The sequence below is a fragment of the Streptomyces caatingaensis genome (genome assembly GCF_001187435.1).
Classification (GTDB): Bacteria; Actinomycetota; Actinomycetes; order Streptomycetales; family Streptomycetaceae; genus Streptomyces; species Streptomyces caatingaensis.
Genome location: NZ_LFXA01000018.1, coordinates 64,181 through 86,100 on the forward strand (window position 1 = coordinate 64,181; position 21,920 = coordinate 86,100).

General features: G+C 74.3%; 13 protein-coding genes, 4 tRNA genes and 3 pseudogenes. 9 read left to right on the forward strand and 11 right to left on the reverse strand.

The features are described 5' to 3' along the window. Window positions 1-676: 676 nt before the first annotated feature. Window positions 677-1,696 (forward strand): NsdA family TPR-like regulatory protein, encoded by a 1,020-nt coding sequence (locus tag AC230_RS34415; protein WP_049716380.1) that lies wholly within the window; start codon window positions 677-679, stop codon window positions 1,694-1,696. Window positions 1,697-2,126: 430 nt separating this feature from the next. On the opposite strand, the gene AC230_RS26965 is transcribed toward AC230_RS34415, so the two are convergent. From AC230_RS26965 to AC230_RS26980, 4 genes are all read right to left on the reverse strand, one after another. Further along, window positions 2,127-3,023 carry an amidohydrolase family protein gene (locus AC230_RS26965; protein ID WP_049718975.1) on the reverse strand — a complete coding sequence of 299 codons (897 nt, stop codon included), beginning with the start codon at window positions 3,021-3,023 and terminating at the stop codon, window positions 2,127-2,129. 74 nt (window positions 3,024-3,097) lie between these two features. Further along, window positions 3,098-3,171 (reverse strand) — tRNA-Met (locus AC230_RS26970). 47 nt (window positions 3,172-3,218) lie between these two features. Beyond that, a tRNA-Arg gene (locus tag AC230_RS26975) sits at window positions 3,219-3,291 on the reverse strand. A 217-nt stretch (window positions 3,292-3,508) separates the two neighbouring features. Further along, window positions 3,509-3,599 (reverse strand) — tRNA-Ser (locus AC230_RS26980). A gap of 207 nt (window positions 3,600-3,806) precedes the next feature. On the opposite strand from AC230_RS26980, the gene AC230_RS26985 reads away from it, so the two are divergent. Both AC230_RS26985 and AC230_RS34830 read left to right on the forward strand, forming a co-directional pair. Then, window positions 3,807-4,241, forward strand: coding sequence for an SSI family serine proteinase inhibitor (locus AC230_RS26985; protein WP_049718976.1), 435 nt, complete (start codon window positions 3,807-3,809; stop codon window positions 4,239-4,241). Window positions 4,242-4,445: 204 nt separating this feature from the next. Next, a pseudogene (locus AC230_RS34830) lies at window positions 4,446-8,638 on the forward strand (PAS domain-containing protein). 112 nt (window positions 8,639-8,750) lie between these two features. Here the strand turns inward: AC230_RS34830 and AC230_RS27000 are convergent. Further along, window positions 8,751-9,329 (reverse strand): TetR/AcrR family transcriptional regulator, encoded by a 579-nt coding sequence (locus AC230_RS27000; protein ID WP_049718977.1) that lies wholly within the window; start codon window positions 9,327-9,329, stop codon window positions 8,751-8,753. Between the two features lie 91 nt (window positions 9,330-9,420). Between AC230_RS27000 and AC230_RS27005 the strand changes: the two genes are divergently transcribed. Continuing rightward, window positions 9,421-10,689 (forward strand): MFS transporter, encoded by a 1,269-nt coding sequence (locus AC230_RS27005; RefSeq protein WP_049718978.1) that lies wholly within the window; start codon window positions 9,421-9,423, stop codon window positions 10,687-10,689. Window positions 10,690-10,788: 99 nt separating this feature from the next. On the opposite strand, the gene AC230_RS27010 is transcribed toward AC230_RS27005, so the two are convergent. The 4 genes from AC230_RS27010 to AC230_RS27025 all read right to left on the reverse strand — a co-directional run bounded on the left by AC230_RS27010 (window position 10,789) and on the right by AC230_RS27025 (window position 14,834). Next, window positions 10,789-12,450, reverse strand: a complete 1,662-nt coding sequence (locus tag AC230_RS27010; RefSeq protein WP_049718979.1) for a long-chain fatty acid--CoA ligase — start codon at window positions 12,448-12,450, stop codon at window positions 10,789-10,791. A gap of 148 nt (window positions 12,451-12,598) precedes the next feature. Continuing rightward, window positions 12,599-13,129 (reverse strand): SigE family RNA polymerase sigma factor, encoded by a 531-nt coding sequence (locus AC230_RS27015; RefSeq protein ID WP_049718980.1) that lies wholly within the window; start codon window positions 13,127-13,129, stop codon window positions 12,599-12,601. 155 nt (window positions 13,130-13,284) lie between these two features. Then, window positions 13,285-14,124: a DUF1906 domain-containing protein gene (locus tag AC230_RS27020; RefSeq protein ID WP_049718981.1), complete on the reverse strand. Its 840-nt coding sequence runs from the start codon at window positions 14,122-14,124 to the stop codon at window positions 13,285-13,287. A gap of 386 nt (window positions 14,125-14,510) precedes the next feature. Next, window positions 14,511-14,834 carry a hypothetical protein gene (locus AC230_RS27025; RefSeq protein WP_049718982.1) on the reverse strand — a complete coding sequence of 108 codons (324 nt, stop codon included), beginning with the start codon at window positions 14,832-14,834 and terminating at the stop codon, window positions 14,511-14,513. 512 nt (window positions 14,835-15,346) lie between these two features. Here AC230_RS27025 and AC230_RS27030 point away from each other — a divergent pair. Both AC230_RS27030 and AC230_RS27035 read left to right on the forward strand, forming a co-directional pair. Next, entirely contained in the window at window positions 15,347-16,012 is a 666-nt protein-coding gene (locus tag AC230_RS27030; protein WP_049718983.1) for a GGDEF domain-containing protein, read from the forward strand. Window positions 16,013-16,151: 139 nt separating this feature from the next. Further along, complete coding sequence (locus AC230_RS27035; RefSeq protein WP_049718984.1) at window positions 16,152-16,823, forward strand: pentapeptide repeat-containing protein; 672 nt, start codon at window positions 16,152-16,154, stop codon at window positions 16,821-16,823. Between the two features lie 89 nt (window positions 16,824-16,912). On the opposite strand, the gene AC230_RS27040 is transcribed toward AC230_RS27035, so the two are convergent. Further along, a tRNA-Ser gene (locus AC230_RS27040) sits at window positions 16,913-17,002 on the reverse strand. Between the two features lie 107 nt (window positions 17,003-17,109). After that, window positions 17,110-18,653 (reverse strand): annotated as a pseudogene (locus tag AC230_RS27045) (S1C family serine protease). Between the two features lie 211 nt (window positions 18,654-18,864). Here AC230_RS27045 and AC230_RS27050 point away from each other — a divergent pair. From AC230_RS27050 to AC230_RS27060, 3 genes and pseudogenes are all read left to right on the forward strand, one after another. Then, window positions 18,865-19,713 (forward strand): glycerophosphodiester phosphodiesterase, encoded by an 849-nt coding sequence (locus AC230_RS27050; RefSeq protein WP_049718985.1) that lies wholly within the window; start codon window positions 18,865-18,867, stop codon window positions 19,711-19,713. A gap of 186 nt (window positions 19,714-19,899) precedes the next feature. Further along, window positions 19,900-20,496 (forward strand): annotated as a pseudogene (locus AC230_RS27055) (ATP-binding protein). Between the two features lie 204 nt (window positions 20,497-20,700). Then, window positions 20,701-21,669, forward strand: a complete 969-nt coding sequence (locus AC230_RS27060) for a DUF5926 family protein (RefSeq protein ID WP_049718987.1) — start codon at window positions 20,701-20,703, stop codon at window positions 21,667-21,669. Window positions 21,670-21,920 lie beyond the last annotated feature (251 nt).

Sequence of the window (21,920 nt, forward strand, 5' to 3'; positions counted from 1 at the left end):
GTTGGAGGCAGCGGGCCGCCGACGTGGCGAGGAGACAGTGATGGGACGCCGGTGGCCCGCTGCCGCTTCATCCGCCCACGCGTCCCGGGCGGTGTGCTTCAGTCAACGGCCGTACGGACAAGGCGAGGAGGGGCCAGGATGTAGGGCAGCTGTAGGCCCGCGTAGGCCAGGAGGCGACGGCATCGTGCCGAGCAGACAAGAACTCTCCGAACTCATCCGACACGCGTGCGAGGAACGCGGCTGGGGCCCCACCAAGCTCGCCCGGGAAGTCAGCATCGCCGCCGGGCGGCCCCCGGGCACCCTTGAGCGCCAGTACGCCCGCCGGTGGCTCAACGGCGAGCGCGCACCGAGGCACTGGCTCCCGTACGTCGCGCAGGTCCTCAACCTGGACTTAGAGACCTCCGGCAAGACGTGCACCGCCGGGTCCGGGGCCAAGGCCACCGATAACGCGGCATCGGTCTCCGTCGGCCGCGTCCACGGCGACCGACCGCTGGTCTTTCACGCCCCACCGGGTAAGTACCTGCTGTCGAAGGACCCGACGGCAGCGTGCGACACCGCCTTGAGGGCCGGTGGAGCACTCTCGCCCGGCCAATGCCCTCCCCAACCCACCACCACACGCTCTCTCGGCGATGGCGCTTCGGCATCCCCCTCGGCGGGAGAGGAGGGAGAAGACGACATGAAACGACGCACCATCATCCGGGCCGCCCTCGGGGCGAGCGCCGCCTTGTCCCCGCCGGTCCTCGAACTCCTCGCCGGCCAGCAGGCCCGGGCCGAATCCGCCCTCACCACGGCAGCCGGACGAGATGCCGTGATCGGCCAGTGGGAGGAGACCGCCTGGCGCTACGGCTGCGGCTACGGCGGACGCGCCCCCATCACCGTCCTGCACGACGCCCTCCTCGACGTCGAAGACGTGGGCCGGCTCCTCGTGCAGCAACTCGACACCGGCGAACGCCAGCGGGTCCTGCGGGTCTGCGCGCAGTTGTCCGGCATCGTCGCCCTGGTCCTGGGCGACATGGGCCACCCCCGCGATGCCCACCGCTGGTATGCCAACGCCTCCGCCGCTGCCCAGGCCAGCGGCGACACCACGGTGCACGCCTGGGTGACCGCACGGGAGGCGATGGTGCCCCTCAACTGGGGCCAGCCCGCCGCCGCCCTCCGCCTCGCCGACCGCGCCCGCACCCTGGCCGGCGACGGCAACTCAGCCGCCCACGCGCTCGCTGCCGCCGCCCAGGCCCGAGCCCACGCAGCCCTCGGCCACCACGCCGAAGCCCGCCAGGCCATAACCGACGCCGAGCGCGTGCGTGACCGCCTGCGCGAGACCGACGCCTCGGGCACCTGGTACGGCTATCCCCTCCAGCAGCACTTGGTGCACGCCAGCCGCACCTACACCGGCATCAGCGACACCGGCCCCGCCGCCGACATGCAAGCCGAAGCCCTCCGGCTCATCAGCCCCACCTCGGTGATGTCCCCCGCACTGATCCACCTCGACGAAGCCCTGTGCACGGCCGCGGGTGGCGACCACGACAGCGCATGCACCCAGGCAGTCCACATCATCACCGCCCTCCCGCCCGCCTACCGCACCGGCCTGATCGCCCGCCGGGGCCAGGAACTCGCCAGCACCCTCCCCCGCGGAGCCCGGCAACTACCCGCCGCACGCGAACTGCGAGAAGCCCTCGCGGCCACACCGTTGGCCTGACCCGCCATCACCACGGGGACGGCCTCCTCAGACGAAGTGAGGAGGCCGTCCCCGTACCGTACCCGGCCCGGTCCGCCGGCCGGGCGACACCGAAGGCTGTTAGCAGCACGAGCGCCAATCCCTAACTTGCCTAACATGCCTCAACTCAAGGCAAGTCGATGACCTGCGAACTTCGCGAATAGCCCCAGATAACACTCGTACCCGGCCCGGATTGCTCATCAGCTGGCGCAGCAGGGCGCATTCGGTCGCGGTCAGCCGGATCTCCGTACCGCCGCGGTGCGCCACCCGGTTCGCCACGTCGAGGACCAGGTCCCCTACGGCCAGCGGGCGCCGGGCAGTTGGGGCGCCCGGGGCGGGACGGGTGCGTGTTTCGGAGGATGCGGTGGTCATACGCCGATCCTCGGCAGGGCCGGTGAGAACCGCCTTGCCCTCACCTGGGAATCGTCTGAGAATCCCCCGGCAGCCCGAACAGCCGTGCCGCGTTGTCGTGGCAGACCCCGCGCAGCCAGGCGTCGTCCTGGCCGAGCCGGGTGAGGGCGGCCAGCGCGTGCCCGTAACCGTAGGGGATGTTGGGGAAGTCACTGCCGAAGAGGATCCGGTCGCCGAGCGCCGCCAGGCGGGGCCGCTCCGCGCCGGGGAAGGGCGCCAGGGCCTCGATGAAGTCGGTGAAGGCCATCGTCGTGTCGAGATGGACCCCGGCGTACCGCTCGGCCAGGCCGAGGAAGGCCCCGTACTCGGGCGCCCCCATGTGCGCGACCACCAGCCGCAGGGACGGATGCCGGGCCAGCACCCCCGCCACCGGCCCCGGCCCGGTGAAGGCGCCCGGCACCGGGCCCGAACCGCAGTGCGTCACCACCGGCGTCCCGGCCTCGGCCAGCAGCCCCCACACACCGTCCAGCAGCGGGTCGCGCGGGTCGTAACCGCCCACCTGGAGGTGCGCCTTGAAGATCCGCGCCCCGGCCTCGAGCGCCTCGTGGACGTAGCGGACGGCGTCCGGCTCGGGGAAGAAGGTGGCGGTGTGCAGGCAGTCGGGCGTCCGGGCCGCGAAGTCCGCCGCCCAGGCGTTGAGCCACCGCGCCATGTCCGGCTTGTGCGGATAGATCATCGAGGTGAAGGCACGGACCCCGAAGCCGCGCAGCACGGCCAGCCGCTCGTCCTCCGCCCGCCGGTAGGTGATCGGCCAGGGCACGCCGAGCTCCGGACCCGCCGCGTCGAAACGGGCCCAGACCTTGGTCATGACCCGCTCGGGCATGAAATGCGTATGGACGTCGATCAGCCCCGGCAGCCCCAGGCTCCGCCGGAAACCGGATATCTCCTCGTCGCGCACCGGACCCCCTCCGGGAAAACGCCGCGGGAAACGCCACAGGCCCGGTACATGACGTACCGGGCCTGTGGTCACAGTAGCGGGGACAGGATTTGAACCTGCGACCTCTGGGTTATGAGCCCAGCGAGCTACCGAGCTGCTCCACCCCGCGACGGTCGAGCGACCGGAACCCATGACTGGGAACCGGTCCCTCGGCTGCGCGCTCGGCAGGATTCGAACCTGCAACCTCTTGATCCGTAGTCAAGTGCTCTATCCGTTAAGCTACGAGCGCTCGGCTTCCCGGCGGTTTCCCTTGCCGGTCGGCGTTGCGGGAACAACATTACATGAACCTCGCCGCCAGGCGAAATCCATTCCCTTCACCCCCTCTGACCTGGGCAAACACCTCAGGAGGGGCAGCGTCGAGATCATCGCGGGCGGGCCGTCCGGAAACCGGCCACCGGAAACACGGAGCCCCGGCCGTCGTGACCGACGACCGGGGCTCCCGGCTGCGGAGGCGGAGGGATTTGAACCCTCGATGGGCTTTAAGACCCAAACCGCATTAGCAGTGCGGCGCCATAGACCGGACTAGGCGACGCCTCCAGCCGCACCCGCGCGTAGGCGAATGCTGCATGCAGATGATGACACAGCTCAGGGCCTCGCCACCAACCGCACTCCAACGGTACCGGTCTCCGCGCCCCGCGGGCAAAGCAGTTCCGGTGCGCAACGCGCGGCGCACCCGCGCGTTAGAGGGGTGGGGCCCGGCCGTGCCGCCCGCCCCGCACCACTCGCACCCCCTGGAGTTCCCGCATGCCGCTCCGCCGTCTCGCCCTCGCCGCCGCGCCGGCCCTGCTGCTCGCCGCGCCCGCGGCCGCCGCCCCGCTCCCCCTCCCGCCGGGGCCGGAAGCCGGTGACCACCTGACGGTCACGGTCACCGACGGCGGCCGGCTCGACGGCCGGCACGAGCTGTACTGCCACCCGGCCCGCGGCACCGTCCGCGACCCGAAGGGCGCCTGCGCCCAGCTCGACGAACAGACGCGCTGGGACCGGGACCTGTTCGCCCCCGTCCCGCCGGGCTCCAACTGCACGATGCTCTACGGCGGTCCCGAGCGCGCGCACGTCTCCGGCACCTGGGCCGGCCGCCCGGTCGACACCGTCTTCAGCCGGGCCAACGGCTGTGAGATCGCCCGCTGGAACAAGTTCTCCCGCCTGCTGGGGGATCCGGCCCGCCCGTCCGGCAAGTGATCTTCCCCGCGCCCCCGGTGCACCCCGAATGCCGCGCGACAAGCGGCGGCGCACCCCTCATCCGCCGTCGCGCCGGACGCCGCAGCCCGTAGACTTCCCCACGGCAACACGCCGCAGGGGCGGCGGCGCTCCACCGGCCACCGCGCCGGCGGTGCCCCCGGTCCCGCGGCCGCACGGTGCGGTAACCAGGGAGGAAGCGTCGCAGTGAGCAGCAGGCCATCCCGAGGCGCTGCTCGCCTCGCAGCCATACTCGACGCCCTTCCCGACGCGCTGTTGCTCGTCAACTGCAACGGCACGGTCGTCAACGCCAATCACATCGCGCTGGAGACGTTCGAGGTGCCGGGCACCGGCCTCGTCGGGCGCGGACTCCTCGACCTGCTCCCCTCGTTCGACTCGCGCCGCATCCCCGGCTCGATGCGGCTGCCCGACCACGCCGACGGCGGGCGCACCAAGCCCACCCGCATGATCGCCCGGCGCACGGACGGCACGCAGTTCCCCGTCGAGGTCAGCAGCGCCAACCTCACGGACGGGCGCACCCCGTACGCCGAGCAGGGCCCGTACACCGGTGACGAGCTGCTGATGCTCGTCGTCCGCGACCTGACCGGCACGCTCGACACCGAGGCCGAACTCGCCCGCCAGCAGCGCCAGACGGAGATGATCCTGCGCGCGGCGGCCGAGGGCGTGGTCGGCGTCGACACCGCGGGCAAGGTCGTCCTGGTCAACCCCTCCGCCGCGCAGATCCTCGGCTACCGCGCCAGCGACCTGGGCGGGCGGGAGTTGCACCCGCTGATCCACCACTCGCGGGCGGACGGTTCGCCGTTCCCGTACGAGGAGTCGCCCATCGCCGACACCCTGCGCTCGGGGCGCAAGCACCGGGTGCGCGGCCAGGTGCTGTGGGCCAAGGACGGCCGCGCGGTGCCGGTCGACCTGACCACGGCGCCGGTGCGCGACGGCGACCAGCTCGTCGGCGCGGTGATGACCTTCACCGACCGCCGTCCCTACGACGCGCTCGCCGCGCGGCACGCGCAGTTGACGGCGGTGCTCGACAGCTCGCTGCGCGGGCCGCTGGACCGGCTCCGCGGGGAGCTGGGGGCGCTCGCCGCCGACCCGGCCGGGCAGTTGTGGCCGGAGGCCAACCAGATCCTGCACCATCTCGCCGCCGGTTACGGGCGGATGGCGCGGCTGGTGGACAACGTGCTGGAGTACCAGCGGCTGGAGGCCGGCGAGAGCAAGATCGTACGGACGAAGGCGAAGCTGGACGAGGTCGTGGCGGCCGGTGTCGAGGAGGCCGTCGAGCTGATCGGGCCCGGACGCGCCCAGTTCGCGGTGCACGCCCCCGCCATAGAGGCCGAGGTCGACGCCGAGTGGTTCGCCCGCGCGCTGGCGCATCTGATCGCGGACGTCGCGGGCGTGGACTCCACCGGTGACGCGCCGGCCGGGGGCACGCCGTCCGGCGACTCCACGATCGTCGTCGCGGCGGCCAAGCGCGACACGGCCGTCCGCATCGAGGTGCGCGGGCCGTACCCGGGCGGCGACCCGGTTCACGGGCCGGTCGTGCGGGGCATCGTCCAGCGGCACGGCGGCGTGCTCCAGACCCATGACGTGCCGGGCGCGGCGGGCGGCAAGGCGTACGTCCTGGAGGTGCCGCTCTCGGCGGCGGCCGGCCCGGTGGCGCCCGCCGACCGGCCGGACTCGCCGCCGAGCATCGGCAGCGGGACGACGATCATGCCGATGCCCGGCCAGCGGACGGCGTCCGCCGCCGTCCCGGCGGAGGGCACTTCCGGCGGCACCGACGGCAAGGGAACGGGCGCGGCCGCGGCTCCTTCCGTTCCCGCCCAGCCGACGGGCCGCCGGCGCGGTCCCGCCCGCGCGGACGAGGAGGAGGCCCCGGGGGCTCGCCGGCCGCGCGCGCCAGCCGGCACGGCCGCAACGGCGAGGCGGGCCCGGTGCCCGCGCCGACCGGGCGGCGGGCCCGGCGTTCCCCGGACGCGGCACCGGAGGGCGCGGGGCACGGCGCTCCGCGCACGGCGTTCGCCCTGCCCCCGGCCGGGGCCGACCGGCCGTCCCCGGCGGAGGCCGAGGCCGTCGCTCCCGCCCCGACCGCGCCGTCCGCCCCGACCGGGCGGCGGGCGCGGCGTTCCCCGGACGCGGCGCCGGAGGGCGCGGGGCATGCCGCTCCGCGGACGGCCTTCGCGCTGCCCCCGGCGGACGCCGACCGCAAGCCGGAGGCCGGGCCGGGGGACGCGGGTGCCCCGGGCGTCCGCCCGGTCCCGGCGCAGCCCGGACCGGCGGACATGGCCGCCCCCAAGGCGCCGGAAGCGGCCGGTGCGGCCGGTGGGGCGCCGCTGGACGTCGCCGGTCTGCTCGGAATTGGCGGACGGCGTGGGTCTGTTGGGGCTGCGGGGGTTGGTGGGCCTGATGGGCATGCGGGTTCCGGTGCGGATGGTGCGGCTGGTGGCGACGGCGCGGCTGGTGGTGTTGCTGCGTCTGGTGGTGCCGGTCGTAGCGGTGGGCCTGGCGGGCCTGGCGCGTCCCATGGGCAGGACGGGCCGGAGGGTGTTGCTCCCGGCACCGTCATGGGTGGTATCGCAGGTCCCCTGGCGCCGGGTGCGGCCGGGGACGGTCCCCTGGACATGGCGGGGCTGGCCGGAAACGCCGGGCAGTACGGGCCTGTTGGCGCGCAGGCGGCCGATGGACGTGAAGGTGGCACCGGTAGCGGCGGGCCGCACGGGGCTGCCGGTGCCCCCGCGCCGGGCGCAACGGCTCGTCCTGGCGGGCCGGTTGGGGCCCTGGGGGCTGCCGCGCCGGGCGCGGCGGGAGGCCCGGCCGGGCCTGGTGCACCGTCCGCGACGGGCGCGACGGGCGGGCACGACGGACGCCTCGCGATCCCCGCGCCGGGGGTGCCGGCCGGGCCCTCGGGTGCGGACCGGGGAGCCGGTCCTTCCGGTCCCGGCGGCGGGCCCGCCTCCGCAACGTCCCCGCACGGACGCCCCGTTGAGCCCGCGCCCGGCGCCGCGGAGGCGACGGCGGGCGCGCCCGGTACCGGGCCCGCGCGGACCGGCGCGCCGGCGGGCGGGTGGCCCGGTCACGGCGGGCCGGTCGGCCCCGTGGGCCCCGCCGCGCCCACCGGCACCTCGGGCCACTCCGGACCCGCAGGCCCCGCCGGGCACGAAGAGCCCGCCGTCCCGCGGCACCCCGGCGGTCCCTCCGACCACACCGGCCCGGCGGCCCCCGCCGCGCCGACCGGCCGTCGGCGCGCCCGGCGCGCGCTCGCCGAGGAGCCGGGCGCCGCGGCGCAGCAGGGCGGCGGCGGAGCCGAGGGCACGGCGCAGCCCATCAGCGTGCGGACGCTGGGGCAGGGCGCGCCGTTCGCCCACGGCGGCGGCGAGACGCCGCCCGGTGGCACGGGCGTCGGTTCCGGACGGCGGCGCAAGCTCGGCAATCCCACCGAGGGCGAGCGCGAGGCGCAGGCCCAGGCGGCCGCCGCCGCGCCGCGGCCCGGACCGGTCGGCCCGCGTCCGCCGGCCGCCCCGCAGCAGGGGCGCGCCTTCGCCATAGGGGCGCCCGACGAGGGGGCCGAGGGCCCCGAGCCGCTGGACGGGCCGAACGGGGCCGTGGAGATCGTCGGCACCGGCGAGCCCGTACCGCCGCCCGTCGACGACGAGTTGCCGCCCGAGCCGCTCGACAACCCGCGCCGGCTGCTGGTCTGGCCCGCGCCGGACGCGTCCACCCGGCAGGCGCTGACCGAGCGCGGCTACCGGCCGGTGATCGTGCACTCGCGCGAGGAGGTCGACGCGCAGATGGCGGCCTACCCGGCGGCCCTGTTCGTCGACCCGCTCACCGGTCCGATCACCCGTACCGCCCTCCAGGCGCTGCGCCAGGCGGCGGTGGAGTCCGGGGTTCCGGTGCTGGTGACGGCCGGTCTGGGGCAGGCGACGCGGGAGGCGGCGTACGGTGCCGACCCGGCCGTCCTGCTCAAGGCGCTCGCCCCGCGCGACAGCGAGATGCACCCGCCCCGGGTGCTGCTGATCGAGGAGCACGCGCCGATCGCCGACGCGCTGACGGCGACGCTGGAGCGGCGCGGGGTGCAGGTCGCGTGCGCGGCGACGGACTCGGAGGCGGTGGCGCTGGCCGAGCGGGCCCGTCCCAATCTGGTGGTGATGGACCTGATGCAGGTGCGCCGCCGGCGGGCCGGGATCCTCGACTGGCTGCGCGCCCAGGGGCTGTTGGAGCGGACGCCGCTGGTCGTCTACACCTCGGCCGGCATCGACCCGGCCCAGCTCCCCCGGCTCGCGTCGGGCGAGACGGTGCTCTTCCTCGCGGAGCGGTCCACGAGCCCCGAGGTGCAGGGCCGGATCGTCGACCTGCTCTCGAAGATCGGCACGAGCCCTGCCTGAGGCCCTTGGGCCGGGCTGGGTCGGGGCCCGGGCCGGTGTTGCGGCCCGGCTGGCGTGGCGTCCCGGGCTGGCGTGGCGTCCCGGTCGGCGGCGGCCGGGCCGTGCCGCCGCGTCAGCCCACGATGCGCCGCGCGGCCTCCTGCACGGAGGCCCGCAGGCGGGCCCGGTCCTCGTCGGTGTCGCCGGTGAGGACCCGGCGCATCTGGGGCTGGACGGTGGACCAGGACACCATCGAGATCATGATGAACAGCAGGTCGGCCGGGGGGATGCGGGAGCTGATGAGGCCCTTCTCCTGGGCCTCGGCGAAGACGGCCACCTTGCGGTCGTAGTGGCGCTTGCGCTCCTCCTCGTGGGGAAACCGCTCCGTGCCGTACTCCAGCCCCTCCCAGTAGATGAGCCGGATGAGTTCGGGGTGGGCCGCGTGGTAGTCCATGAGGCGTTCGACCCAGCCGTCGATGTCCTCGGCGTCCACCGGGACCTCGGCGGCGAGCCGGGTCAGGCAGGACTCCAGCACCTGTGAGAACAGCTCCGCCTTGTTGCCGAAGTAGGCGTAGAGCAGCTGCTTGTTGGCCCTGGCCTCGCGCGCGATGCGGTCGACCCGCGCACCGGCGATGCCGTGGGCGGCGAACTCGGCGGTGGCCGCCGCGAAGATGCGGGCCTTGGTGGCCTCGGGGTCCCTGGCTGCTGGCATGCACCCAGGGTAACCAACTAATTGGTTGACAGCCGGGGGCGGGATCCGGAAATCTACAACCAACCAGTTGGTTACTACTTCGGGAGAAGCGTTGCGAGCGTCCCCCCGCACGACCCCCACCCCCGGCGCGCCCGCCGCCTCCAGCGCGGCCACCGCTCCCCGCGCGGCCACCGCCCCCACCCCGGCGGACGCCCGCAGGGGGCCACGCACCGGGGTCCTGCTGACCGTCCTGTCCGTCTGCACGGGCGTCACGGCCGCCAACATCTACCTGGCGACCCCGCTCCTCGGCCTCATCGCCGACGGCTTCGGCGTCGCGCCCTCGGCCGTGGGCTGGATCGCCTCCCTCGCCCAACTCGGCTACGCCGTCGGCCTGTTGTTCTTCGCACCGCTGGGCGACACCGCCGACCGGCGGCGCCTGGTGTGGATGCTCTCCGCCCTCGCCGCCGTGGCGCTGGCCGTCGCGGCCTGCGCGCCCGGCTCGGCCGCACTGGCGGCGGCCGTGTTCGTCTCCTGCGCGGCGACGGTCGTCCCCCAACTGCTCATCCCGCTCGTCGCCGAACGCGCCCCGGCCGACCGGCGGGGCCGGCACGTCGGCGTCGTCGTGACCGGGATGTTCGCGGGCAGCGTCGCGGCCCGGGTGCTCGGCGGGCTCGCCGGCCAGGCGTACGGCTGGCGTCCGGTCTTCCTCGGCGCGGCCGTCCTCACCCTGGCCATCGGACTGCTGACGGCCGCCGTCCTGCCGCCCGAGACCCGTCCCGTCCGCCGGTCGCACCCGCTGCGGGCCATCGCGGGACTGCCCCGCCTCGTCGCCTCCTCGCCCGGGCTGCGGGCCGCGTGCGTCCGCCAGGCGGGCCTGTTCGGCACCTGGAGCGCGCTGTGGACGACGCTCGTCCTGCTGCTCACCTCGGACGGGACGTACGGCATGGCCACCGCCACGGCCGGGCTCTTCGGCCTCTTCGGCCTCACCTCGGCCCTGGTCTCCCCGGCCGCGGGCAGCCTCATCGACCGCTTCGGCGCCCACCGCGTCATGGTCACCGGCTACGCCCTGACGGCCGTCTCCCTGCCGCTCTTCTGGCTCGGCGGGCACCGGTTGTGGGCGCTGTGCGCGGGAGCCGTGACCCTGCACGCCGGTTTCACCGCCGGCCAGGTCGCCAACCAGACCCGGGCCCTGGGCTCCTCGTCCTCCCCCGCCGCGGCCAACACCGCCTACGTCGTCTCCTGCTTCGCCGGCGGAGCGATCACCTCCGCCCTGGCCGGCCCGGCGTTCGCCCACTGGGGCTGGAACGGCGTCTGCGCCATCGCCATCGGCTGCGCGGCCCTGGGCTGGGCGGGCGGCGCACTGGCGGCGCGGGAGCGGTGACCGCGGGGCGCGGGGCCGGCGGGGCGGGGCCTGGGGGCAGAGGGATACGGCCATCACTCAGCCCCCCAGGCCCCCGCGACCTCGACCGGACCCGCCCCGCTACGGCACGCGCGGCAGCACGACCACCTCCAACTCCCCCTCCGCGTACTGCCGCCGGAGCGCCTTCTTGTCGAACTTGCCCACCGACGTCTTCGGCACCGCCGGCACCCGCACCCAGCGCTCCGGGAGCTGCCACCGCGCGACGCGGTCCGCGAGGAACGAGCGCAGCACCTCGTACTCCACGGCCGCGCCGTCCCGCAGGACCACCGCCGCCAGCGGCCGTTCGCCCCACTTCTCGTCCGGGACGGCGACCACGGCCGCCTCCGCGACCCCGGGGTGCGCCATGAGGTGGTTCTCCAGCTCGACGGAGGAGATCCACTCGCCACCGGACTTGATCACGTCCTTGGCGCGGTCCGTGAGCGTCAGGTAGCCGTCGGGCGTGATCGTCCCGACGTCACCGGTGCGCAGCCAGCCGTCGGGGCTGAACTTGTCGTCGGGGCGGAAGGGTTCGCCGTCCGCGCCCCCGTGGTACGCGCCCGCGATCCACGGCCCCCGGACCTCCAGCTCGCCGGCGGACCGCCCGTCCCACGGCAGGAACGTGCCGTCGGGCCCGGCCAGCCGCGCCTCGACCGAGGCGGGGACGCGGCCCTGGGTGACCCGGTAGGGCCACTCCTCCTCGGGCGTCAGGCCGGGCGGCGGGTAGGCCATGGAGCCCAGCGGGGACGTCTCCGTCATCCCCCACGCCTGGACGATGCGCAGCCCGTGCCGCTCCTCGAACGCCTTCATCAGGGAGGGCGGGCAGGGCGCGCCACCGCTGACCACGGCCTTCAACGAGGACGTGTCGCGGGGCCGCGCGTCGAGTTCGGCCAGCAGCCCCTGCCAGATCGTCGGCACTCCGGCGGCCATCGACGGCCGCTCCGACTCGATCATCTCGGCCAGCGGCGCGGGCTGGAGGAAGCGGTCGGGGAGCAGCAGCGAGGCGCCCGACATGAACGCCGCGTGCGGCAGGCCCCACGCGTTCACGTGAAACATCGGCACGACGGGCAGACAGGTCTCGCCCGCCTTGAGCCCGAAGGAGCTGGCGGAGTTGACCTCCATGGAGTGCAGGTACACCGAACGGTGGCTGTAGACCACGCCCTTGGGGTCGCCGGTCGTCCCCGAGGTGTAGCAGAGGGCGGCCGCCGCCCGCTCGTCCAGCTCCGGCCACTCGTAGCGGCGGTCCGGCTGGGCCGCCAGCAGCTCCTCGTAGTCGTGCACCTGGGCGCGGCAGCCGTCGAGGACGGACCGGTCCCCCGCGCCGGAGACGATCACGTGCCCGACCGAGTCGAGGTGCGGCAGCAGCGGGGCGAGCAGCGGCAGCAGCGAACCGCCGACGATCACGACCCGGTCCGCCGCGTGCCGGACGATCCAGGCGAGCTGCTCGGGGGCGAGCCGGAGGTTGAGCGTGTGCAGGACGGCGCCCATGGCCGGGATGGCGAAGTAGGCCTCGACATGGGCGGAGTTGTTCCACATGAGGGTGCCGACGGCGTCCCCCGGGCCCACACCGAGCCCCCGCAGCCCGTGGGCGAGGCGCGCCGCACGCGTCCCGGTCTCGGCGAAGGTGCGGCGCAGCGGCGCGCCGTCCCCGGTCCAGGTCGTGATCCGGGACTGTCCGTGGACCACGGAACCGTGCTCCAGGATCCGGGTCACGGTCAGCGGTACGTCCTGCATCGTGCTCTGCACCAGGGGCCTCCCCATTCGGCACTTGTTACGCGAGGGTCGTTCCCGGGTGATTCTGCTGGCGTTTCCGGTGGTACGTCACTACCTCGGCAGCGGTGAAACCGCTGCTGGAACCGGTTGTTCCGCCCCCGCCGCCCCGCCCCTCGGCCGGCTACGCAGCCCGTGCCAGGTCCGGGTCCTCGCGCAGCTTGCCCAGGGCACGCGAGACGGCGCTCTTGACGGTGCCGACCGACACCCCGAGCAGCTCGGCGGTCTGCGCCTCGGTCAGGTCCTCGTAATACCTGAGGACGACCATGGCCCGCTGCCGGTCGGGCAGCCGGCGGACGGCGCGCCACATCGCGTCGCGCAGCGCCTGCGCCTCGGCCGGGTCGGGGGCGGGAAGCGCCTCGCGCTCCGGGAGCTCGTCGCAGGGGTACTCCTCGACCCTGCGCTTGCGCCACTGCGAGGTGCGCGTGTTGACCAGTGCGCGCCGGACGTACCCGTCGAGCGCCCGGTGGTCCTCTATCCGCTCCCAGGCGAGGTAGGTCTTGGTGAGCGCGGTCTGCAGCAGGTCCTCCGCGTCGTTCGGGTTCGAGGTCAGCGAGCGGGCGGTGCGCTGCAGCACCGGACCGCGTGCCCGCACGTACGAGGAGAAGGACGGGTACACGGCAGTGGATGCGCGGGGGCACACGGTCGTGGTCATGCCTCAACGCTAGGAGCGGCCCGGTACCCGGCGGATCGGCCGCAGGTGCCGAAGGACGATCCGCCTCAAGTCGTACTGGTCGGGCTGCCCCCACCTCCTGGAGGGGTAGACGGGATCGACGTCCGTATCGGCCCTCCCGGCGCCGCCGGCGCGCGTCACCCGATGACGGCCACCGGGGCGTCGACCAGGTCGCGGTCGATGGTCAGCTTCCGGCCGCCGTGGGTCTCCACCACCTCCCCGGCGTACTGGTGGATGCGCCGGTGGGGCTGCCAGGCGGACTTCGCCAGGCTGCGCTCCTTGTCCGTGGAGGCGGCGACGCGCCAGCGGGCGAACCACATCACCGACGGCAGCGAGTCCGTGCCCGCCCGGCGGGCGCGTTCCATGTGGCGGATGCCGGACTCGGCGCTGCTGTAGAAGCCCGGCACATAGCCGCGGTGGCTGACCGTGGCGGTCCAGGAGCGGATGAAGGCGAGCGTGGTGGACGCGCAGTCGTCGTCCTTGTCGTCGTACGCCTCCATGTCGAGGTAGATCGGACTGCCGGGGAGGATGCCCAGCTGGGCGGCCCGGTTCACCGCCTCGACGGCCTCGTCCACCCCCTCGTCCTCCGGGGCGTCGCCGATGGGGACACCCCGTTTGGACGTGGCGCGGACGCAGGGCGACTGCGAGCCGACGTAGAGGGGGAGCACGCGCCAGCCCATGTCGCGGGCCCCGGTGAGCCAGGCGGCGCTGAGCCAGCGCTGCCGGGGACAGGCCCGTCCGGCCCCGGCGAAGTAGATGCCGACGGCGCGGTACTGGGAGGTCTTCCACGCCCGGAGGGTGACGAGCGAGGGGGCCTCGCAGGTGTCGAACGCCCGGCCCCGGAAGACGGCGCGGGCCTTGACCATCGGCGGCTTGACCGCGTCGGCCGCCGTGGCGGACACGTCACCCGCCGGGAGCTGGGCCACGCCCGCCATCAGGGCGACAAGATATCCGATGATCTTCCTTCGTCGATGCATACGGCGAAGTCAAGGTCCACGATCCCATGCGCCCTCGGTGACACGCCCTCGATTCATCCGTCTGCGCCGAGAAGCAGCCCGGACGTGGGAACTGTCCGTTCTGTGATGACACATCCCCTGAATTCCGGTTCGGGTGATACCCCGGGAGGGGGACGGAGGGCAGGCGGAGCGGACGGCCGCGGCGACCCGATGGATCCAACTCCGTTTGTGAGCACGGACGATGCTTCTGGCGGCGGCCAACTGCGGGCCCCCGTACGGCCGTCGGTCGCACGCACAAAGGAACGACCGCGCGAGGGGGCCGAGGCCCCGCCGCGCGGTCGTTCAGACCCTGTCCGCGATCACCACATCCACGGTCACCCCGAGGCGGTCGGGGTCACCGCGCCACCTCAGTGGCCGTGGATGCTGGTGAAGACGATCCGCACGTTCTCCTGCTGGATGTGCGTGTGACCCGAGCCCACCACGCTGGCCGTATTGTCCTGATTAGTCGCCCCTGTGCCCGTGGCGACCTGCTGGGTGGTCGTGGAGTTGCCGTGGTTGCTTCCCCCGACCCCACTGCCCACGACGCCGGCGATCGCCGCGTTGGAGCCCCGGTTGGCGAGCTGGCCGTGGTGCCCGTCGTCGGCCTGGGCCATCCCCGTGAAGAGGAGCGCGGCCATCGGGAGCGCGGCTACGGCGGCGAGGATACGGGCTGCAGTGCGGGTGCTTGCCATGTCATGCCTCCAGAACGGAACTGCTGGATCTTGCGGGGTGGTTGGCCGGCCGCCCCAGCGGTGGATCGACGTCGCGACACCAGGTTTGCCCACCGAATCTCCACCGAACCCCTCGCCGCTCCCCATTCCCTCGCAAGCATGACCGTCCCGGAATAAACCTTCACCACATCCCCAAGTACCCACGCCGCTCACCACACTCCACGCTCGACGCCCCCAATCCCCAAAGGCCCCAAGCACCGAATCGTTTCGGCACACATTCGGCCAACTTCCTTTCCACCTCTCCTCATCACCCCTGCGGCGCAAGGGATTTGAGGACGGGTCACGTCTCCGCCCCGGTCCGAAACGGGGACGTCCAGCATGACCGGCCCTCCCGGACCGGACCCGGCCGGAACGATTCCGCGGCCTGCGACGGCGTCCGCACCGGCCCCGAGGCCCCCGGGAATCCGGGCCGCGCCGGTTCCCGAAGCAGTCCGCGGACGCCGACGTCCGCAGTCCGCACAGGAAGGTGCCCGATGAACCTCATACTCCAGGCCCTGCCCGTCGCCGCCCCGACCGTGGGATGGGCGGTCCACGCCCTCGTCCTCGCCCGTCGTCTCCGCACCGCGCGCACCGACCCGCTGACCGGCCTGATGCGCCGTGACGAGTTCACCTCCCGTGCCCTGCGCGCGATCCGCCGCCCGCACACCGCCGTCCTGCTGCTCGACCTCAACGGCTTCAAGCAGATCAACGACACCCATGGGCACGCGGTGGGCGACCAGGTCATCGCCGCGGTCGGGCGGCGGCTCGCGGCCTGGTGCGCCAGCCGCGGGGGCTTCGCGGCCCGGCTGGGCGGCGACGAGTTCACCGCGCTGGTGCGGCTCGCCCCGGACGCGGACCTCGACGCCGAACTGACCTACGGGCTCTCGGCCCGCATCTCCGCGCCCCTCGACACCGGCGGCGTCACTCTGGCCCCCCGCGCCTCCATCGGCCTCTGCCACACCGCGGACCGGCCCGGCGCGGCGCTCTCCGAACTCCTGCGCGGCGCCGACGAGGCCATGTACACCGCCAAGCGCCTCGGCGACCACTGGCGGACCGCCGGCCCCGCCGACGCGTACCCCACCGTGGCCGGCCGCCGCGCCGGCCGGCCGGGAACCCATCTGATCCTGCTGCCCCCGGCCCGGCGCCGTGCGGCGTCGTAAAACGCGCTCCGAACCGCTCCGGGCGTAACCCGCGCTCCGACCGCCCCCGCCGGGCGGCGTCCCCCGCACCACCCGGCGGGCGACCTCAACGTCCGCGCAGGTCAGCACGATTGTCAGTGGCTCCCTGTTCAATCGGGGCATGAGCCTTCGCCCCCCGCACCCGCCTTCCACCCCGGCGACACCGCCCTCGCCCCCACCCCCGGCCGACCACCTCGTCCGCGACGAGGACTGGTACGGCCGCCGCCTCACCTCCGACGACCACCATGTACGCCACACATTCCTGGACACCGACTGGACGGAGGTGGAGAACGAGGGAGCGGTCTTCGAGGAGTGCACCTTCGCGGGCGTGCGCTTCAACGCGTCCCGTCACACCGGCGCGGCCTTCGTCAACTGCACCTTCCGCAACTGTGTGTTCTTCGACACCAAGTTCACCGACTGCAAGTTCGTCGGGAGCGGTTTCCGGGGGAAGCCCTTCACCCTGCTCGAAGTCTCCGGCGGAGACTGGTCGTTCACCGACCTGGCCGGCGCGGACCTCCGCGGGGCCGTCTTCGACCGGGTACGGATGCGCGAGGCCGACCTGACGGCCGCCCGCCTGGACGGCGCCACCCTCACCAACACCGACCTCTCCGCCGCCACCCTGCACAACTCCCGCCTCACAGGCGCCGATCTGCGCGGCAGCGACCTCGGCTCCCTGGACCCGCGCACGGTGGACCTCTCGGGCGTCCTGGTCGACCTCTCCCAGGCCGCCGTCCTCGTGACGGCGCTCGGCGTGGAAGTGGAGGGCATATCGGCTCTTCGTCCACGCCCTTGATCCCCGGCGGAAGGGAGAAGCGGAAGGAGGAGGGCTGCCCCGTCCGAGGAGCCGAGGGGCACCCCTCCTCATCCGGCCTGATGGCCACATGGCGGAGGCTGAGGGATTTGAACCCTCGGTGACATCGCTGCCACGACGGTTTTCAAGACCGTTCCCTTAGGCCGCTCGGGCAAGCCTCCCCACGCCGCGGCCTGCCGCGACGCGGGGACAGCCTACCGGGTGCCGATCGGGGAAGTGGAGCCCCGGCCGGATGGCCCCGGGGGGAGGACGGGGCCGTGGGCGGGCGTCACTTGTCGCCGGTGCGTGCGCCGAGGGTGATCTCGGTGGTCTTCTGCTTGCCGTCGCGGACGTAGGTGACGGTGACCTTGGTGCCTGGCCTGTGGGTCCAGATCTCGCTGATCAGCGTGGGACCACTGTCGATCTTGGTGTCGCCGAGCTTGACGATGACGTCGCCGGGCTTGAGGCCCGCCTTGTCGGCCGGGCCGCCCGGGGTCACGGAGGGGGCGCCGCCCGAGCCGTTGGGGACGATGCGGGCGCCACCGCCGGCGCTCATGTTCACCGTGGCCTCGATGACCGGGTAGACCGGCTTGCCGGTCTTGATCAACTGCTCGGCGACGTTCTTCGCCTGGTTGATCGGGATGGCGAAGCCGAGGCCGATGCTGCCGGACTGGCCCTGGGCGCCGGGGAGGCCGCCGCCGTTGTTGGCGGACTGGATGGCCGAGTTGATGCCGATGACGGCTCCCTGCGCGTTGAGCAGCGGGCCGCCCGAGTTGCCCGGGTTGATCGAGGCGTCCGTCTGGAGGGCGCTCATGTACGACGGGTTGCTGCCGCCGCCGTCGCTGGAGGCGACCGGGCGCTTCTTGGCGCTCACGATGCCCGTGGTGACGGTGCCGGAGAGGCCGAAGGGGGCGCCGATCGCGACCGTGGCGTCGCCCACCGCGGTCTTGTCCGAGTCGCCCAGCGGCAGCGGGTTGAGCTTCGCGCCGGAGGGGTTCTTCAGCTTGATGACCGCGACGTCGTAGCCCTGGGCACGGCCGATGACCTCGGCGTCGTACTGCTTGCCGTCCGAGAAGGTCACCGAGAGCTTGCCGCCGTCGGCGGCCGAGGCCACCACGTGGTTGTTGGTGAGGATGTGGCCCTGGGTGTCGTAGACGAAGCCCGTGCCCGTGCCGCCCTCCCCGCCGGTGCTCTGGGCCTCGATGGTGACGACGCTGGGCAGGGCCTTGCCCGCGATGTCCGCGACGGACCCCGGCGTCCGGCTGGCGGTCTTCGGGTCTCCGGCGGCGGAGACGGTGGTGGAGGCGGTGTCACCGCGGTCCGCCGCCCAGTAGCCGATGCCGCCGCCCGCCGCGCCCGCGACGAGGGCGGCCGCCAGGACGGCGGCCACGAGGCCGCCGCGCCGGCGCCGGGGCGGCTCGGGAGCTCCCCAGGGGGCCGGGGGACCAGCGGGCCGCCCGAGCCGTCGCCGTAGGCGGGCGCGCCGTAGGGCTGATGGGGAGCACCGGCGGCGTTGAACCACGGGCCCCCGGCCGGGGGGCCCTGCGGAGCGCCCGGCCCGGCGGGCGGCACCGGCGGGACGGCCGGCATCGGCGCGGTCCGTCCGTCGTCGGCGGCGGCGGAAGCAGGGGATGCGTTGGACTCGGCGGACCCGGCCGACGCGTCCGTCCCGGCGGAGGGAGCCGGCGACGCGGGCGGAGCCGCCGGAGCGGGTGCCTCCGCGGGCGCCCCGGGAGGAGTCGCCGGGGCGGGGCGCTCCGCCTCCCGCGGCGCCGGAGAGCCCTGTGCCCCGGCCGCGGACGGAACGGCGGCGTCCTCGTTCTCGGTGCTCACGGTGGTCTCCTCATCAGGTGCACATCTGGTCGTACGCGGGCGAGGCGGGCCGCGCCGGAACACCTACCCCGGCCAGCCTTCACCATGGCCCGTCAGAACGCGGTAAACGGAGGCTGTGCGAGGGGTGCCCGAGGGGGCCTGCGGGGCGTTGAGCGAACAACCGGACAAACGCCCCATGCGCGATTGTGCCAGGCGGTGGCACGATAACGCGGTGACCTTCGCCCACCCGGCCCCGGACGCGCGCCCGGGACGCCCCGCCCCGGCCGTCGTCGCCCACCGCGGAGCCTCCGAGGACGCCCCGGAACACACCCTCGCCGCCTACCGCAAGGCGATCGAGGACGGCGCGGACGCGCTGGAGTGCGACGTCCGGCTGACGGCCGACGGACACCTGGTGTGCGTGCACGACCGCCGGGTCAACCGCACCTCCAACGGCCGCGGCGCGGTCTCCGCGCTGGAGCTGGCCGACCTGGCGGCGCTCGACTTCGGCTCGTGGAAGGGCCGGACGGCCGACGCCGAGGCCCCCGACACGGAGGCGTCCGGCCCCGACCGCACCGCCGTCCTCACCCTGGAGCGGCTCCTGGAGCTGGTCGCCGACGCGGGACGCCGCGTCGAGCTGGCGATCGAGACCAAGCACCCCACCCGCTGGGCCGGCCAGGTGGAGGCGCGGCTGCTCGACCTGCTCGGCCGCTTCGGCCTGGACAAGCCGCCGCCCGGCGAGCCCCCGTCCGTCCGCGTCATGAGCTTCTCCGCCCGGTCCCTGCACCGGATCCGGGCCGGGGCGCCGGAGATCCCGGTGGTCTACCTGATGCAGTTCGTCTCGCCGCGGCTGCGCGACGGACGGCTGCCGCCCGGCGTCCGCATCGCCGGCCCCAGCATCCGGATCGTCAGGAACCATCCCGGGTACGTGGCCCGGCTCCACCGCGCGGGACACCGGGTGCATGTGTGGACCGTCGACGCGCCCGAGGACGTCGAGCTGTGCCTGCGGCTCGGCGTGGACGCGATCATCACCAACCGCCCCAGGGCGGTGCTCACCCAGCTCGGACGGCCCCGGCGGCACTAGGAGCGCCGTCCGCCGCCTCCACGCCGGCCGCCGGGCCCGATCGCCGGCCGGCGGGCCCGGTGTACGCCTCCGCCGTGCGCCGGTGCGCCCTCCGGACGCACCGGTGCGCCTCGGACGCGCCCGCACGCTCCCGCGCCCGTCACCGGGAGTGCACCGGCGCGTTCGGTACGTGTCCGGCCGGGCCGAGTGCCCCACCGGGCACGGGGTGGCCGGTTTCCGGTCCAGTCCATTGGGGCATTCATCCCCTGACGTGGGGCAAAGGAGGTCTCGGGGGTGGCGTTGGTGGTGGCGCAGGAGGTGCCCACGTCGTCGGTCATGGCCGTGCCCCATGGTCCAGCCGGTGTGGGCGAGGCGAGACACCGGATGCGCGAGGACCTGCGCGCCAGCGGGGTATCGGATCCGGTCATCGACGACGCCGTACTGATCCTTTCCGAGCTGCTCAGCAACGCGTACCGCCATGGGCGTCCGCTGAGCCGGAACGGCGGTGCGGGCGAGGGCGACGGCGGGATCCGGGCCGCCTGGCGCGTCGACGAGCGCGGCCGGCTCACCGTGGAGGTCACGGACGGCGGCGGTCCCACCCGTCCCTTTCCGGCCACTCCCTCGGTCACGGCCCGCGGCGGCCGCGGCCTCAACATCATCAGCGCGCTGTCCCAGGAGTGGGGCGTCCGGGACGCCTCGGGAGAGGTGACCGTATGGGCGGCGCTCTCCGCGCGCTCCGGTTTCGCTACGCGCGTCGACCTGACTCCCGAGCTCGACTTCTCCGATCTGGACGGCCTGGTGTGACGCCCGCGGCACACCCGGTGTGACACCGCCGGGCCGTACGACGACTCCCGTGGACCCCGGTGCGTACGCCCCCGCCGCGCCCCGGCACGTCCGGAAGCGGGCCCGCCGGCGACCCGGCGGGCGCTGCCGCGGACGGCGCCCGGCCGGGCGCTAGGCTCGCGCCCGTACCAAGCCGGACGCACCGACACGGGAGACATTCACGCCATGGCCAAGAAGCGCCGCCCCCAGACGAAGGCCGCCGCACCGCGGCCCGGCGACGGCCCCATCCCCGTCGTCGGCGCGCGCCAGCCCTGCCCCTGCGGCTCCGGCCGGCGCTACAAGGCGTGCCACGGCCACGCGGCCACGCACGCCGCGACCGAGCTGGCGCAGCGGCCGTTCGAGGGGCTGCCGGGCGAGGCCGACTGGGTCGCGCTGCGCGAGCTCGTCCCGGCCGCGACCGCGGAGCTCCACCTCAAGGGCGGCCTCCCGGAGGGCGTGCCGTCGGTGACGCTGGCGACCGTGCTGCCCATGGCCTGGCCCGCCCTGCGCCGCGACAACGGCGCGGTCCTGCTGGGCCTGCAGAACGACACGGCGACCGGCGACATCAGCCGCGACCTGGCCGACACCCTGCGGCGGGCCCTGGTCGCCGAGCCGGGCACGCCGGTCGCGGCCGAGCGCACCACCGCCGACGGCCCGCGGCTCCAGGACCTGCTGGACCCGGCCGCTCCGTTCGAGCCGGTCGTGCACACCGGCTTCGAGTTCTGGATCGAGAACGCGGAGAACGCCGGCGGCGAGGTGGCGGCCTCCCTGGAGCGCGCCAACGCCGCCGCGATCCCGACCGCCCGCCTCTCCTCCGTGGAGGGCGCGTACTGGTGCGAGGTGCCCGGCAAGAACCACCTGCGCTGGGTGATGACCCACCCCGAGGAGGAGCTGCTCGACGCGCTCGCCCGGCTGCACGCGGCGGGCACGTCCTCGCTCGGCGAGGGCACGCGCCTCGTCGGGTCGTTCCGGGCGCACGGGCTGACCGTGCCGGTGTGGGACCTGCCAGGTTCCGTGGGTGCGGCGGACGTCGAGAAGCCGGCCGCGGCCTTCGCGGAGCGGCTCGCCGGCGCGCTCGCCGCGGGGACGCCCCTGACGGCCGACGAGCGGCGGGCGCGCAACGGTCTCACCAGCCGTCAGGTGACGCTGAACTGAGCGGGGCGGCCCCTCTCCGGGGCGGCGGCGGAGGATCTCGTTCCGGGGCTCCGGAACGGCCCACTCGGCGTGACTCCTGTCACAACTCCCGCTGCCGGCCCGGAAATCGGCGTCCGGAAATCCACGATCGAATTTGCGAACCGCCGATCTCTTGTTACCGTTCTAGGAGCCCGGTCGCTGGTGCATCCCCCGTCGCCAGCGATCGGGCGTTTCCATGCCCGGACGCCGGACGGCGCCCGCGGATCCCCTCC